This window comes from Paenibacillus glycanilyticus (assembly GCF_030161375.1).
GTDB classification, from domain to species: domain Bacteria; phylum Bacillota; class Bacilli; order Paenibacillales; family Paenibacillaceae; genus Pristimantibacillus; species Pristimantibacillus glycanilyticus_B.
In genome coordinates, this window is sequence record NZ_BSSQ01000002.1 from 111,648 (window position 1) to 125,779 (window position 14,132).

Annotated in this window: 14 protein-coding genes and 1 riboswitch; of the genes, 13 read left to right on the forward strand and 1 reads right to left on the reverse strand. The window is 43.7% G+C overall.

The window, feature by feature from the left end:
- Positions 1 to 34: 34 nt before the first annotated feature.
- From QQK89_RS03460 to QQK89_RS03510, 11 genes are read left to right on the forward strand one after another with little or no spacing between them, the layout of a single operon-like run.
- Complete coding sequence (locus QQK89_RS03460; RefSeq protein ID WP_284237040.1) at positions 35 to 1,054, forward strand: polysaccharide deacetylase family protein; 1,020 nt, start codon at positions 35 to 37, stop codon at positions 1,052 to 1,054.
- Between the two features lie 16 nt (positions 1,055 to 1,070).
- On the forward strand, positions 1,071 to 1,814 hold the full coding sequence (locus QQK89_RS03465) for a YveK family protein (protein ID WP_284237041.1): 744 nt from the start codon (positions 1,071 to 1,073) through the stop codon (positions 1,812 to 1,814).
- A 7-nt stretch (positions 1,815 to 1,821) separates the two neighbouring features.
- The gene (locus QQK89_RS03470) at positions 1,822 to 2,487 is read left to right on the forward strand and encodes a CpsD/CapB family tyrosine-protein kinase (RefSeq protein WP_284237042.1); all 666 of its coding nucleotides are present in this window, start codon (positions 1,822 to 1,824) and stop codon (positions 2,485 to 2,487) included.
- 1 nt (position 2,488) lies between these two features.
- Entirely contained in the window at positions 2,489 to 3,217 is a 729-nt protein-coding gene (locus QQK89_RS03475; RefSeq protein ID WP_284237101.1) for a tyrosine-protein phosphatase, read from the forward strand.
- Between the two features lie 27 nt (positions 3,218 to 3,244).
- A complete protein-coding gene (locus QQK89_RS03480; RefSeq protein WP_284237043.1) occupies positions 3,245 to 4,456 on the forward strand; it encodes an O-antigen ligase family protein in 1,212 nt (403 codons plus the stop codon).
- Complete coding sequence (locus tag QQK89_RS03485; RefSeq protein ID WP_284237044.1) at positions 4,431 to 5,564, forward strand: glycosyltransferase family 4 protein; 1,134 nt, start codon at positions 4,431 to 4,433, stop codon at positions 5,562 to 5,564. The genes QQK89_RS03480 and QQK89_RS03485 overlap by 26 nt, the downstream gene beginning before the upstream one ends.
- A gap of 33 nt (positions 5,565 to 5,597) precedes the next feature.
- Positions 5,598 to 6,887, forward strand: a complete 1,290-nt coding sequence (locus QQK89_RS03490) for an oligosaccharide flippase family protein (RefSeq protein ID WP_284237046.1) — start codon at positions 5,598 to 5,600, stop codon at positions 6,885 to 6,887.
- A 2-nt stretch (positions 6,888 to 6,889) separates the two neighbouring features.
- Entirely contained in the window at positions 6,890 to 7,771 is an 882-nt protein-coding gene (locus QQK89_RS03495; RefSeq protein ID WP_284237047.1) for a glycosyltransferase family 2 protein, read from the forward strand.
- A 19-nt stretch (positions 7,772 to 7,790) separates the two neighbouring features.
- Complete coding sequence (locus QQK89_RS03500; protein WP_284237048.1) at positions 7,791 to 9,113, forward strand: sugar transferase; 1,323 nt, start codon at positions 7,791 to 7,793, stop codon at positions 9,111 to 9,113.
- Positions 9,114 to 9,124: 11 nt separating this feature from the next.
- Positions 9,125 to 10,780, forward strand: a complete 1,656-nt coding sequence (locus tag QQK89_RS03505) for a GNAT family N-acetyltransferase (protein WP_284237049.1) — start codon at positions 9,125 to 9,127, stop codon at positions 10,778 to 10,780.
- Positions 10,781 to 10,783: 3 nt separating this feature from the next.
- Complete coding sequence (locus QQK89_RS03510; protein WP_284237050.1) at positions 10,784 to 11,548, forward strand: hypothetical protein; 765 nt, start codon at positions 10,784 to 10,786, stop codon at positions 11,546 to 11,548.
- A gap of 49 nt (positions 11,549 to 11,597) precedes the next feature.
- Here QQK89_RS03510 and QQK89_RS03515 read toward each other — a convergent pair whose 3' ends face one another.
- Positions 11,598 to 11,882 carry a hypothetical protein gene (locus QQK89_RS03515; RefSeq protein ID WP_284237051.1) on the reverse strand — a complete coding sequence of 95 codons (285 nt, stop codon included), beginning with the start codon at positions 11,880 to 11,882 and terminating at the stop codon, positions 11,598 to 11,600.
- A 143-nt stretch (positions 11,883 to 12,025) separates the two neighbouring features.
- Positions 12,026 to 12,129: riboswitch (purine riboswitch) on the forward strand.
- Positions 12,130 to 12,249: 120 nt separating this feature from the next.
- On the opposite strand from QQK89_RS03515, the gene QQK89_RS03520 reads away from it, so the two are divergent.
- The gene (locus QQK89_RS03520; RefSeq protein WP_284237052.1) at positions 12,250 to 12,852 is read left to right on the forward strand and encodes a xanthine phosphoribosyltransferase; all 603 of its coding nucleotides are present in this window, start codon (positions 12,250 to 12,252) and stop codon (positions 12,850 to 12,852) included.
- A 2-nt stretch (positions 12,853 to 12,854) separates the two neighbouring features.
- A complete protein-coding gene (locus tag QQK89_RS03525) occupies positions 12,855 to 14,126 on the forward strand; it encodes a nucleobase:cation symporter-2 family protein (RefSeq protein WP_284237053.1) in 1,272 nt (423 codons plus the stop codon).
- Positions 14,127 to 14,132 lie beyond the last annotated feature (6 nt).

Genomic DNA, 14,132 nt, shown 5'->3' on the forward strand with positions numbered 1-14,132 from the left:
GCCATTGAGATCAGTTGAAAAAATGAGGTGACTCTTGTTGAGCCGTGTTCCCGATTTTGGAGCTTTCGTAATCTCCATAGACTTTGAACTACTTTGGGGAATGAGGGATATAATTACCAAGGACAGCCCGTATGCAGAGCGCATGCGAAATGAAAAGATCGTTATTCCAAGAATGCTTGAACTGTTTGAGGAATACGAGATTTCAGCTACCTGGGCTACGGTAGGTATGTTGTTTGCACGATCCCGGAGCGAATTTCTTCAGTATGCTCCTACGATAAAGCCGCAGTATTTGAACAATGCTTTGAATCCCTACCAAGAGGAAATGGGCGAAGGGGAAGGGGATGATCCGTTACATTATGCTCCTTTATTAATTAAGCAGATCCGTAATACCCCGCGTCAAGAGATTGCAACCCATACCTATTCGCATTACTACTGTCTTGAGAAGGGGCAGAACAGCCAGGCTTTTGAAGCTGATCTGATTAGTGCCATTCAAATCGCTCAAAAGCAAGGGATTCAGCTGAAGTCGATCGTGTTTCCTCGCAACCAGCATAATCCGGAATATGACGAGCTCCTGATTAAACACGGGGTTCAGTGCTTCCGAGGCAACGAACAACATCGGATTTATCGTCCGCGAAGCGGGAGCGAGCAAGCTTACCGCGATAAAGCATACCGATTGGCGGACAGTTATTTAAACTTGACGGGAAATCACCTAATCCGTTGGGAGGATGTGGTAGAGCCATCGGGCCTTTGCAACATTCCTGCAAGCCGGTTTTTTAGGCCTTATATGAAGCAAGGTGCTATCTTCGAGAAATTGAAAGTAGCCAGAATGACCAGATCTATTAAGGAAGCCGCAAGGTCGAGCCGTATTTATCATCTTTGGTGGCATCCCCATAATTTTGGGGGAGAAATAGAAGATAATTTAGCACAACTAAGAGACGTTCTGGCCTGTGTGAGCCATTGCAAAAAAGAATATGGCATGCAATCGCTCAGTATGCGGGAAGCAGCGGATTTAGCTGAGCAATATAAGTACAACAATAGTTTGACTTACGGATAAAGGAGATAGGATTCTAATGGAAATTGAAAAAATGGATATATTGGAGATCCTAAAAAAGCGAGTGCGAATGCTGATTCTTTTTGCGCTCATCTCACTCTTAGTGTCCGGAGGGATTAGCTATTTTGCCCTCTCCCCCCAATACGAAGGAACAACCACACTATTGGTTCAGCCGCAAAATCTAGGCAATAGCATTGATTACAATGATGTTATTACCAATGAAAAGCTCATCTCTACGTATGGAGAAATTATTAAGAGCAAGAAGATTGCTCTAGATGTTATTCAGCAATTGAATTTAAAGATGAACGTCGATCATTTACTGCAAAGCGTTCAAACGGAAGGCGTAAAAAACTCCCTTGTCACGGCTATTTCCGTTACCGACTCCGATCCTGAGAGGGCTGCTATGATTGCTAACGCATTTGCCCAATCCTTCCGCAACATTCTTCCAACCATAATGAAAATCGAAAATATTTCGATACTTGATGAAGCGAATACCGAATATGTACAAGGAACGATTTCGCCAAGTCCCTACTTTATTATGGGGGTAGCCTTAGCTTTATCCATTTGTATCGGCATAGGCGTTGCCTTGTTCCTCGAAATGATCGACAAGACGTTTAAGACGGAAGAAACGGTGGAGCAGGTATTAGGGCTGACGGTGTTAGGATCGATTAGCAAATACAAATCAACCGCGAGCAATAGTTCTATCAATATTAAACGGACGGGTTCCCATAATACGAAAGCTACAGAAGTGATAGGAGGTTAGGTCGTACATGAGAAGATCAAGGAGAAGAAGTCAGTTATTTTGCTTAGATGACCCTAAATCCCCCGTCTCCGAAAGCTACAAAGCATTGCGTACCAATCTCCAATATATTCAGATGAAAGAGGACGCTAAAGTTATTCTCGTTACAAGTTCTTTGCCTGAAGAGGGAAAGAGCACCACGGTTTCCAATTTAGCTGTGGCGTTTGCCCAATCCGGCAAAAGCGTATTATTGGTAGACTGCGATTTGCGAAAGCCTAACATTCATAAAATTTTTGGCGAGAGCAACGAAGTTGGCCTGACGGACATCTTAATGAAGAGAAAAGAACTGGAAGAAGTCGTTCTGGAAACCGTTCAACCTAATCTGTTTATACTTACGAGCGGTATGTCGCAGGATAGTCCCGCCGAACTGCTTGAAATGGACGAGATGAAGGATTTCATGATGCATGTTAGCAGTCTCTACGATTTGGTCATTGTAGATAGCCCGCCGCTTCTTCCGGTTACCGACGGGAAAATACTGGCGAAATACGCGGATGGCGTCGTTCTGGTTATCCATGCCGGGAAAACGCTCCAAGAGCATGTGAAAAAAGCAAAAAATCAACTGGATTTAATCGGTGCCAACATTTATGGCGCGGTTCTCAATCAAGACAAATCGAAAAAACTTCTCTATTACCAATGATATGATCGATATTCATTGCCATATTTTGCCCTTCGTTGACGACGGCGCAACCTCCATGACAGAAGCTGTTTCAATGGCTCAAAACGCGTTTCGTGACGGGATTACGGATCTAATCGCTACTCCTCATAGTCTGAACGGTATTTATCATAATCCTGCTACTCAAGTATTGGAGTCCGTAAAACGGCTTCAAGAAGCTTTAGTACAGTACGGTATACCGGTCAAAGTCCATCCAGGCATGGAAGTGCATATGCACACGGATATCGTAAGTTTGTTGCAATCCAATGAAATCATGGGGCTTAATAACTCAAGGAAATATCTCCTCCTGGAGCTTCCGCCATCGAATATTCCCATTTTTACGGAAGAAATCTTGAGCGAGTTGTTAGCAAGCGGCTATACCCCTATTATTGCGCATCCGGAGAGAAATTTAGCTCTTCAAAAAAACATGGTTCATCTGAAAACTTGGATTGAGATGGGATGTTTTGCTCAGATAACGGCGGGAAGCCTTATGGGTGATATGGGGAAAAAAGCTTGTCAAACCGCAAAAGCGATGGTTCAGAAGGGTCTTGTGCATCTGTTGGCATCGGATGGACATCGTTCCCGGGGGCGGAAGATCCAACTCTCCGAAGGTTATCAAATATTGAAGAGTTGGACCAGCATGAACACGGTGCAGCGGTATCAGCATAATGCTAGCGTCATTCTTTCGGGCGAAGAAATGGGACAATTGATTTGAACTTTATGGAAGAAGGGATGACTAGCAATGCTCGCTGAATTAAAAGCAAGAATGGCAGGGAGAATGCTAGGGAGAGAAGAGCCTGCGTTTTACTTCAAATTATTGGGATTTACAATGGCAAGCTCTTCTATTGTTTTCTTTGAACCGTCTCCCTTCGATCTGCTAATCATCTTAACGATAGCGATAGGATTCATGTCCAATATCATTGTGATCCCTAAGAATCTTATTCTTCCGATCCTACTCGTTGGTTTGTTCCTGGACACGAATTTTATTGCTATGGCAGGGGTAACCGACAATGAAGGAAGCTCCATCCAGTTTGTTCTCATTACGGTATATCTGACCGTTCTATGGCTCGGAATAGCTGGACTAGTTGTGAGATTCCAGGAGAAAGCATTAAAGGTTATTTTTAATGGGTACGTCGCAGCCGCGTTAATAACAACGATCCCGGGTATATTTGCCTACTTTGGATTGCTTCCTAATAGCGATTCCTTGTTAATGTTTGGCCGAGTAATGGGTTTTTTCAAGGACCCTAATGTTTTTGGACCCTTTCTCGTTCCTGCAGCGTTATTTGCGCTTTATGGATTTGAGAAAAATAGCGGTCGCGCGAAGCAGTTATGGCTAATTGTTTTTAGTGTTATAACAATCGGAATCTTGCTAAGTTTCTCAAGAGCAGCCTGGGGGAATTACTTGATTGCAATCTTTTTGTATTTGATGTTGCCATCAAGTACCCGTAAACAAAGGTGGTCAACCTGGTCTATACTCCTCGCCCTCCTCTTGCCCGCTTTATTTTGGTTTATCAACCAGTCCAGTGTGATGGATTTGTTATCTAACCGACTCAGTTATCAGAATTATGACAATGACAGATTCGGAACGCAGATTATGGCTCTGAAAGAAGTTATGCAGAGACCTATCGGCATTGGACCCGGACAATCCGAATATTTCTTCAACTATTCCATTCACAGTTTATATGTACGGATTTTGGCAGAATACGGCGTTGCAGGAATGACGACTTTCCTATTGTTTATTGCATTGACTACCGTAAAATCTATAAAAAATATTTTCAATAAAGAACTGAGATATCGTTCCTATAACATCATCGTAACCGCATCGCTATTAGGGGTGCTGTTTAATAGCTTCTTCGTTGATACTTTACACTGGCGGCATTTTTGGTTGCTGCTTGCCCTGCCATGGATCACGGAAGGAGGATTGAAACATGAGAATCGTACAGATCATTACTAGATCTGATTCTATAGGCGGTGCCCAAATCCATGTCCGCGACTTATGCGTAGAGTTGCTCAAACGAGGCCATGACGTGCATTTATTAGCAGGCGGCAACGGACATTTTCTAACGGAAGCCGAAGCGCTTGGAATCCGAACCCAACCTCTAAAACATCTCATTCGGTCCATTCGTCCTCACTCGGATGCAATGGCATTGCTAGAGATGGTTGCGGTATTAAGGAAGCTTAAACCAGACTTAGTGGCGACCCACTCCTCCAAGGCAGGATGGCTCGGGCGGCTAGCAGCCAAGTTAACCGGAATTCCGTGCGTATTTACGGCGCATGGCTGGGCATTTACGGAAGGCGTCTCCGAGCGGAAAAGAATGGTTTATAAGTGGGCTGAAAAAGCGGCCGGAAAACTTGCTTCGAAGATCATCACGGTATCTCACTATGATTTTAACTTGTGCGTACGTGATGGTGTCATTCCCGTTAACAAGGCGACAACGGTACATAATGGCATTCCGGATATTCAACCGATCAGAAGAACAGAGGGAGAATCTTCGCCTCGTCTCATCATGGTTGCCAGATTGGATGAACCTAAAAATCATAGATTTCTAATCGAAGCTTTGTCTGGGCTTGCGGATGAACGGTGGGAGCTAGACATTGTTGGCGATGGTCCATTGCGGGAAGCTATAAGCAAACAGGTAGTAGATCTGAATTTAACTTCAAGAATCCGTCTATTGGGAGAACGTAAGGACGTTCACCAGCTGTTAGCCGAATCTGATATTTTTATTTTAATTTCGGATTGGGAAGGGCTTCCTTTAAGTATATTAGAAGCGATGCGAGCGGGCTTGCCCGTAATTGCTTCCAAAGTTGGCGGAGTGCCCGAAACCGTGATAGAAGGGTGCAATGGGTTCCTAACCGATAAAGGAAACGTTGAACAACTGCGGTTGCAATTGTTGCATTTGCTCCAAAGGCCTGAACTGCGCCGGGAGATGGGAAAAGCCTCAAGAGAGCTGTATGAACAAAAGTTTGAAATTTCTAAGATGATTGATTCCAACATGGCCATCTATAGGGATGCCATAACTCTGCATAAAAACAGAGTGAAGAAGAGATTGTCGGAAGCCTAACGGTTAAGTCCAGCGAGAGGTGATGAGCGCAGATTGTTTACATTTCTACGCAATAATAAAATATCTCTTATGCTAAATACGCTAAAGATGCTGATAGGGAATGTATTTTTTGCAATTTCACAGTTCTTTATTATTTTTATCATGTCTAAGTTTGGAAACTCCGTTGATGTAGGTCAATATGCTTTCGGTTTGGCCATCACAACCCCTGTTTATTTGTTGTCTTTTTTACAGCTTCGGTCGCTTTACATCTCAAATACAACCCGTGACTATACATTTGGCCATTTTTTGGGCTTGCGGATTCTAACGACAATTATAGCTTTTGTCATTACAACGGTCTTGGCTCTCGTCGGCAATTACGGGGAAACATTGACCATGGTCATTATTCTGATCAGCATATCCAAATTCATTGATGCGATCAGCGATATCGTATTTGGATTATATCAGAAGAAAGAAAGACTGGAGTATATCACGTATTCGAGAGTCCTTAAGGGTTTGATTACAGTGATTAGTTTTTCTGTCCTTTATATAAGTACTCATGACTTGGTTATTGCATTGGTGGGAATGGTTATTGGCTGGTTTGTCATTTTATATTTTTACGATCTTAGAAAGGCTAAGACGTTTGAATTTATTAAACCGGTTGTTGAGCGCGTAAAAGTTTATTCTCTCTTAAAAACCAGTTTTCCATTGGGCATCATCATGCTGCTCATGTCGCTGAACTCCAATATCCCGCAATATGTTATTGAAAATAAGCTAGGTGAACAGCAACTGGGCATATTCGCTTCCCTTTCTTATGTCATAATCGCCTCTACTGTCATTATTAACGCTATGGGGGAAGCAGCCTTCTATCGAATGACGGTATGTTATTCCGAACAAGAATACATGAATTTTGCGAAATTAATTCAACGTTTAATTCTAACCGGTATTGGAATTAGCAGCCTTGGAGTTATTATAGCGATATTTGCAGGCAAACCGTTGTTGTCCATTATTTTTAGTCAAGAGATCGCGGCTGAGAATACGGTTTTCATTTGGCTGACAGTTGCAACCTTGCTTACATTCACAACATCATTTCTGGGATACGGAATGAATGCCGCCAGGTTGTTTTATATACAAATACCGCTATTTGCGCTGGTCAACATAACAAGCTTAATTGCTTCTATCGCATGGATTCCGCATCACGGTCTAGCGGGTGCTGCTTGGGCGATCCTTGCGGCGTTAACGGTGCAAGCAATAGGAGGATTTGGAGTAGTCGCTTATGCCATTCTGAAATTGAAGAAAAGCGCAGCAGAATCAAATCCAAAAACAGTCGTAGAGGGAGCCATATGATGATGGTAACGATAGGAATTCCATTCTATAATGCGGGATCCACTCTTATGGATGCTATAAAGTCTGTGTTTGCTCAAACGTATAACGATTGGGAGTTAATTCTGCTAGACGACGGATCAAGTGATGATTCTCTAACCATTGCCAGATCCATCGAAGACCCTAGAGTCAAGATTTTGAGTGATGGCGACAATAAGGGGCTGCCGTATCGATTAAACCAAATGGCCAAGCTGGCCAGGGGCAAATACCTGGCGAGAATGGATGCAGACGATGTGATGCACCCGGAACGAATTGAACGGCAAGTCGATTATATGGAACAAAATCAAGAAGTGGATGTAGTTGGAACAGCCGTTTATATCATCGACGAGAATAATGATGTGCAAGGCTGGAGCGCGCTGCGTCCGATTGATACCGACCATAGGAACGTACTGACGAAATCGCTTATGAGCCATCCATCCGTACTTGGCCATAGCGAGTGGTTTCGTAATAATCCGTATGATGAAATTTATGTCAGGTCGGAAGACCATGAGTTATGGGTAAGAACGGTGGGTCATTCCACATTCTCGAGAATTGAAATTCCTCTTCTATATTATAGAAGAAACAGTACGATGAATTTGCGAAACTATCTATTAACCTATAAAACCGATCGAAAAATATATAGAAATTATGGACCGTCCATTATTGGGAAGTGGAAGGTTAGGACATTAATCGCCAAATCCCATCTAAAAGGTCTAATCTATCGGTTGTTGCATCTTTCTGGCACCGATCATCTGAAATGGAAAAAGAAACTAGAAGCTATGCCCGACAAGGATCGGATGGCGGCATTAAGTACACTAGCGACTGTACATCGCGTAGAACTTCCGATCAATAAGGAAACCAGAGCTTAAAGGGGAGACCGTATATCCTATGAGACTTTTAAAATTCGCAAGTTATGCATTTGATCTTATTCTGGTTACTGCGGGATTTCTAGCTTTTATTCCAGACTTTTTTGATACGGGGGGATTTTTGGTTTATTTGAGTTTAATTATCCTATCGGCTGCTCTCTTTCAATTGTTTGGACTATACGAGCAGCGATTGGAGCAGAAAGCGGGGGGAATTGTGATCAGCACCGTTTTAGCGGTGGTATCTATGCTTGTTATTGCAGGAATAGCAGCCTATCTTCAAACGGGCAACATCTATATTCAGAATTGGTGGAAGACAGGTTTATTCCTTATCGTGACGATAGCAGTCTCCCATTCCCTGTTCCAATTTTGGCAACGCAAACTCCATGGGCAAAAGCAAATATTATTGATCGAGGCAAAAGAGCAAGTCTCCTCTTTAATGATAGAAAAACTTTGGCAAAGCCAGTGGTACCGGATTAAACATATTCTTCCGCTCGATAAGTTGGATCAGCTGCTTTCCAAACTTTCCGATGTGGATATCGTCATGATTCCTTCTGCGGTTACAAACAAAAACGGAATTATTAAGATGGCCATGAGCGAAGGCAAGGAAGTTAGAATTGTGCCGGATTCCACTGATTTATTTATATGGAGTTCGCGAATCAGGCAAATGGATGATGTCATGCTTCTGGCACTTCGTCCATTGGGACTAAACGGACCTCAGCGTGTAGCCAAACGGATCATTGACCTTATGGCAGCAGGTCTGTTGCTTGTTGTGTTAAGTCCCTTCTTCCTGCTGCTCTGGCTGCTTATCCCGCTGACTTCCAAAGGTCCCGCATTGTTCAAACAAGAACGTCTTGGAAAAGACCAGGTGCCTATACAAGTCTATAAATTCCGAAGCATGGTAGCAGATGCGGAGAAATATACGGGTCCCGTATTAGCTCTCGAGAGGGACCCGCGGATTACGAAATTAGGGAGATTCATGAGAGCCTCGAGACTGGACGAAATCCCGCAGCTATTGAATGTCTTAGCCGGAGACATGAGTTTGATCGGGCCTCGGCCGGAAAGACAATTTTTTGTCACGCAATTTGAAGCGGACAATCCTAATTACAGCTACAGATTTGCAGTGCGGCCCGGAATTACAGGCTTGGCACAGGTCATGGGCAATTACGTTTCCATGCCTGAAGAGAAGTTAAGGTTTGATCTTATGTACATTCAGAAGTACTCCTTGTTGATGGACATCAAAATTATGATCCAGACCGTTCATACCGTTCTGCATAAAGAGCAAGCGAGTGGCATTAAGAATGGTGAGAAAATTGACCGTATAGACAAGAATCAGATTTGGATGTAGGTGGGATAACCTTGAATATCAAGAAAATTACTAGTATAGAAGAGTTAATGAATTATCGGGATGATTGGGACAACATCCTGCAACGGAATCAGAACAATAACCCTTTTATCGAATTTGAATGGATCCGCCAATGGCTGCTTTGCTTTCATGAGTCTTATGATATTCTGATCTACGCCGTTTGGCATGAGCAAGAAATAATTGCTTTCTTCCCGTTTATTAAAAAGAAGCGATTATTTAACAATTTCATCTATTTTGTTGGTTTCGGCCAGGCGAATTACATGGATATCGTTGTACAGAAAGAGTGGGAGGTACAGGCTATCCAGCTGGTAATGGGCGAATTGCTTCGTCTGAAGAGATCGGTCTTTATTCTTCACGGATTACTGGATAGCACGGGGACGGCCGATGCGATCAAACGTTACTGCACGGATCACCGGATTTCCTTTCATGGCTCACAAACCGTTGCTCCGTATATTGATTTAAGTATGGACAATTTTAATGATTATATTGAGAAAAGAATGAAGAGGCATGGGGGGGACCGTAAGGAAAAACGATTAAAAAAGCTGGGCCATGTCGATTTCCGTTCCGTGGACAAAGAACAGCTTGAAGCGATGTTTCACCTGCATGAAAAGCGCTGGCACGCCAAAATGGATACAAGCGGCTTTACGAAAGGCCAAACGCATGAATTTTATAAAAGCTTATCTACTCTTAAGAACGAAGTAATCGAAACCAAATTAGACGGACTATATATCGAAGAGCAATTAGTTGCCTTTTTTTATGGCTTTGTGTGCAGAGACCGTTACGTCTTGTACGTCCTTGCCCATGATGATGATTTTGGAGTGTTTAGTCCCGGGAGGATCTTATTAAAGGAAGCGATAAAGGACCGGTACTCCAACCAAGTTCAGAACTTTGATTTAAGTATTGGTTATGAATCCTATAAGTTAGATTGGAATACGGGAATGGATCAGTCGAACAAAGTAATGATGCCAGGGAAAGGAATGTTATCCCGTCTTATTTTCTGGTATATCGTCTTCAAAGATACTCTCATTCACAATATGAAGATGAACAGAAGACTGGTTCATTTTAAGAGAAATACGTTAGGCCGGCTCAAAAGTTATTTATATGGAATGGATGCCACTTCTTTGAAGAGAATAGGAAAGGCAATAAAAGGGTTCCTGTTCCAAAATTATGTGTATGAGATCTATCAAATGGATCGGGAGATGTTTGAAAAACAATCAAAGAGCGGGAACTTCCAAATGTTAACCGTAAAAGAACTCTATGAGTACCCGTCTGTTTTTCAAGAGAACATGGACCAAATCGTTAAGCGGCTGTTCAAAAAAGAGCAGGGTTATTGTTTGATTCATAACGGGCAGTTAGCCAATTACTATTGGGTTAATGAAGCTGAGGTTCGGATAGACCACGTTGATTTCGCCAATCCGATTTCTGAAAATTCACTTTTTGTTTATGATTGGGCTGAATTTGACGTAAATGCCATTGCGGAACTATTCAAGAAAAATAAGAAACTCAATTCCATTTATGTAGCCGCCTCTAGTAAGAGCAAAGATAAAAAGCTTTTTGATGATCAAGGCTTTTCAAAGGTTCACAGGATCATGAAACAAACGTTTTTTGGATTCAGCTTTTTTAAAAAGAGGGATTTTCAAATCAATTGAGGAGTGATCTGCGTGTTAACCGTGAGTAGAAAATTATGGGGCATTAATATTGCGCAAATCTATTTTCCAAGAGAAAGAAGCGTTTCAATGTATTCTTCTGCCGATCTTGTCGGCATCACGCAATCATCCGTCCCCCTAAAAGGTTTAAATCCCATTGAGACCTTGCATAAGGATTTGACTAAAAGCGCGGATGAATTATTCATGAATATCTCCAAATCTACAAGAAAACAAATCAGGCAGGCGGAAAATGATCCCGACATTCAAGTTGTTATCCAAACGGAACCGGCGGATGAAGAGATTTTCCGGTTTCGGGATTTCTATAATCAGTTAGCGGAAGCAAAAAAGACGTATCCTTGTAACGCATTTAACCTGGAAACTTTGAAGCTTGTAAGGGACAAAAAAGCATTAATCATTACAAAAACGGTAGATCAACAGCAACAACCATTATGCTACAGGGTGTACACGGCTGATGGAAGCAGAGCGATGGCCTTATATTCGGCGTCTCATTTCAGACAGTCGGATGACAATGAATATAAGCGATTAGTCAGCAAAGCGCATCGCTTGCTCCAGTGGGAAGATATCCTTTGGTTTAAAAATAATGGCTATCAAATACTAGATTCCGGCGGCTTGACCGATGATCCCAATGTAAGGAATTTCAAGCTTGAATTCGGTGGGGAGATCGTTACCGAGTATTCCGGTTATGTACCCAATACACTGCTCGGAAGGGCAGCGCTTCAAGCTCGGAAGTGGAGGCTGGCAAGGAAATAAGATGAAGTTAATAAAAGCGGCCGAACGGATACAACCTTCGGCCGCTTTGTTATTTAAGGCTGGACTTGGAAGTCTGAAGTCTGAGCTCGGCATTTTTTACGGAAAGCTGCTTGGTGAGTTCGGCCTGTTTGTCCGTGAGTTGCTCGGCTTGCGCGGTCAGTTTTTTGATTTGGGTGGAAATTAAGTCCGTGTGGTCTTGCGGATTTTTTTGCAGTTGTTTGACTTTAGCGGAGATTTTGGAAATTTTGTTTTTATGGGTTGAAATTTGTTGTTCGATTTCGGTTATCTCTCTTTTCAAACGGCTAATAATCGACGACGTGAAACTAATGGACATACAAGAAGCACCTCATTATCGGATTGGGTAAAGTTTATTATACTCGTTATTTTGACTTAAGGATGAAGTTTTTATTTTGCGCGGCTTCCATGTAAGTTTTTTCCTCTTGTCATCTATCTTCCCTTCCTTGTAATATTAGAAATGCTTTTTCTAAAAGACAGACTCATATAATCTTGGGAATATGGCCCATAAGTTTCTACCGGATAACCATTGCAACTATCCGACTATGAGTGATTCGCTTTGTTACAAGGGATAAATGTAGTTTAGCGTACACGAATAGCGTTATCGTAGGGACAGGTCATTCTTGAGCATCGGCTCAAGCGGCTTGTCCTTTTTTTTATTCAACTAGAGGGAGCGGTATAGAGAGATGAGAATGCTGGAAGATCGAATTCGCGAACAAGGATTGATATTGTCTGACACGGTGCTGAAGGTGGACTCCTTCCTGAATCATCAGGTGGACACGGCGCTGGCGCTGGAGATTGGCAAGGAATTGGCGGGGCGGTTTGCGGACAAGCCGATTACCAAGGTGCTTACGATCGAAGCAAGCGGCATTCAATTTGCAATGGCCGCCGGCATTGCGCTGAACGTTCCGTTTGTTTATGCCAAGAAGAAAAAGGCGATTACGCAATCGGAGCAGGCTTATTCCGCGTCTGTTCATTCTTTTACCAAACAAGAAACGTATCAGGTGACCGTATCGAAAAGTTACCTTGGACCAGGCGATAAGGTTCTGATCGTGGACGATTTTCTGGCAACCGGCGCAGCGCTTGTTGGTTTGGTTCAGATCGTGAATGAATCCGGAGCTGAGCTGGTTGGCGTTAGCTGCGTGATTGAAAAGGGATTCCAAGAAGGACGGGGTTTGCTGGAGCAAATGAACGTTAGCGTGCAGTCGCTTGCGACCATTACCAGAATGGCGCCGGGGGAAATCGAATTTGCGGAACCTGTCAAAGAGCTGGTAGAGGAGACGGTATAGAGATGCTGGGCAAACGTAGAGCAATTACTTTAGGATTTCAGCATGTCTTGGCGATGTACGCAGGTGCGGTTGTTGTACCGTTAATCGTTGGAGGAGCGCTCCATTTGAACAGCGCGCAGATGGCGTATCTGATCGCAGCCGATTTGTTCACTTGCGGTCTGGCAACGATCCTGCAGGTACTCGGCACTAAATATTTCGGTAGCAGACTGCCGGTTATTCTCGGCTGTACGTTTACGGCAGTGGGGCCGATTATTGCGATTGCATCCGCATCGAATTTGGCCACCGCCTATGGGGCCATTATTTTATCCGGTTTGTTTGTCGTATTGGCAGCGCCGCTATACGGGAAGCTGTTGAAGTTTTTCCCCGTTATCGTTACGGGTTCGGTTGTTACCATCATTGGATTGTCTTTGATTCCCGTTGCGATGAATAACGTTGCCGGCGGTCAAGGCAGCGCGGATTTCGGAATGCCGCGCAATCTCCTATTGGCGCTTTGCACGCTTGTTGTCATCTTGCTCGTGAATCGGTTCGCGAGAGGTTTCTTGCGGTCCATCTCCGTCTTAGTGGGTCTTGCCGTTGGTACCGTTATAGGATACGCAATGGGAATCGTCAGCTTTACGCCCGTAACGGAGGCGTCCTGGTTCAACATTGTTCAGCCTTTCTACTTCGGCACGCCGCAATTTAGTTTAACCGCCGTCTTTACGATGATTATCGTCAACATTGTAAGCATGGTGGAATCGACGGGCGTCTACTTGGCTGTCGGTCGCGCCACGGATCAGAAGGTGGAACAGAAGCAGATCATTAACGGCTTGCGTTCGGAAGGCGCGGCGATTATGCTTGGCGGTTTATTTAACGCTTTTCCATATACGGCTTTTTCGCAAAACGTCGGGTTAATCACGCTGACTCGCGTCAAAACCCGTGACGTTATTGTCGCGGCGGGCGGTATCATGGTTGTTCTTGGCCTTCTGCCGAAGCTTGCCGCTATTACGACCGTCATTCCGAATGGAGTGCTCGGAGGAGCGATGCTCGTTATGTTCGGCTCCGTTGCGGCGTCCGGAATTTCGATCTTGTCCGAAGTTAACTTGCGCGAAGAACGGAACCTTCTAATTGTTGCTTGCAGCATTGCCGTTGGCCTTGGCTCTTCGGCGGTACCCCAAGTATTCGACCAGTTGCCGGATTTTGCGAAAATGCTGCTTCAGAACGGCATCGTAACGGGCTCTGTTACGGCTATTCTTATGAACCTGCTATTGACGAGCAAAAACAGCTCGGAATCTTAAAAATCT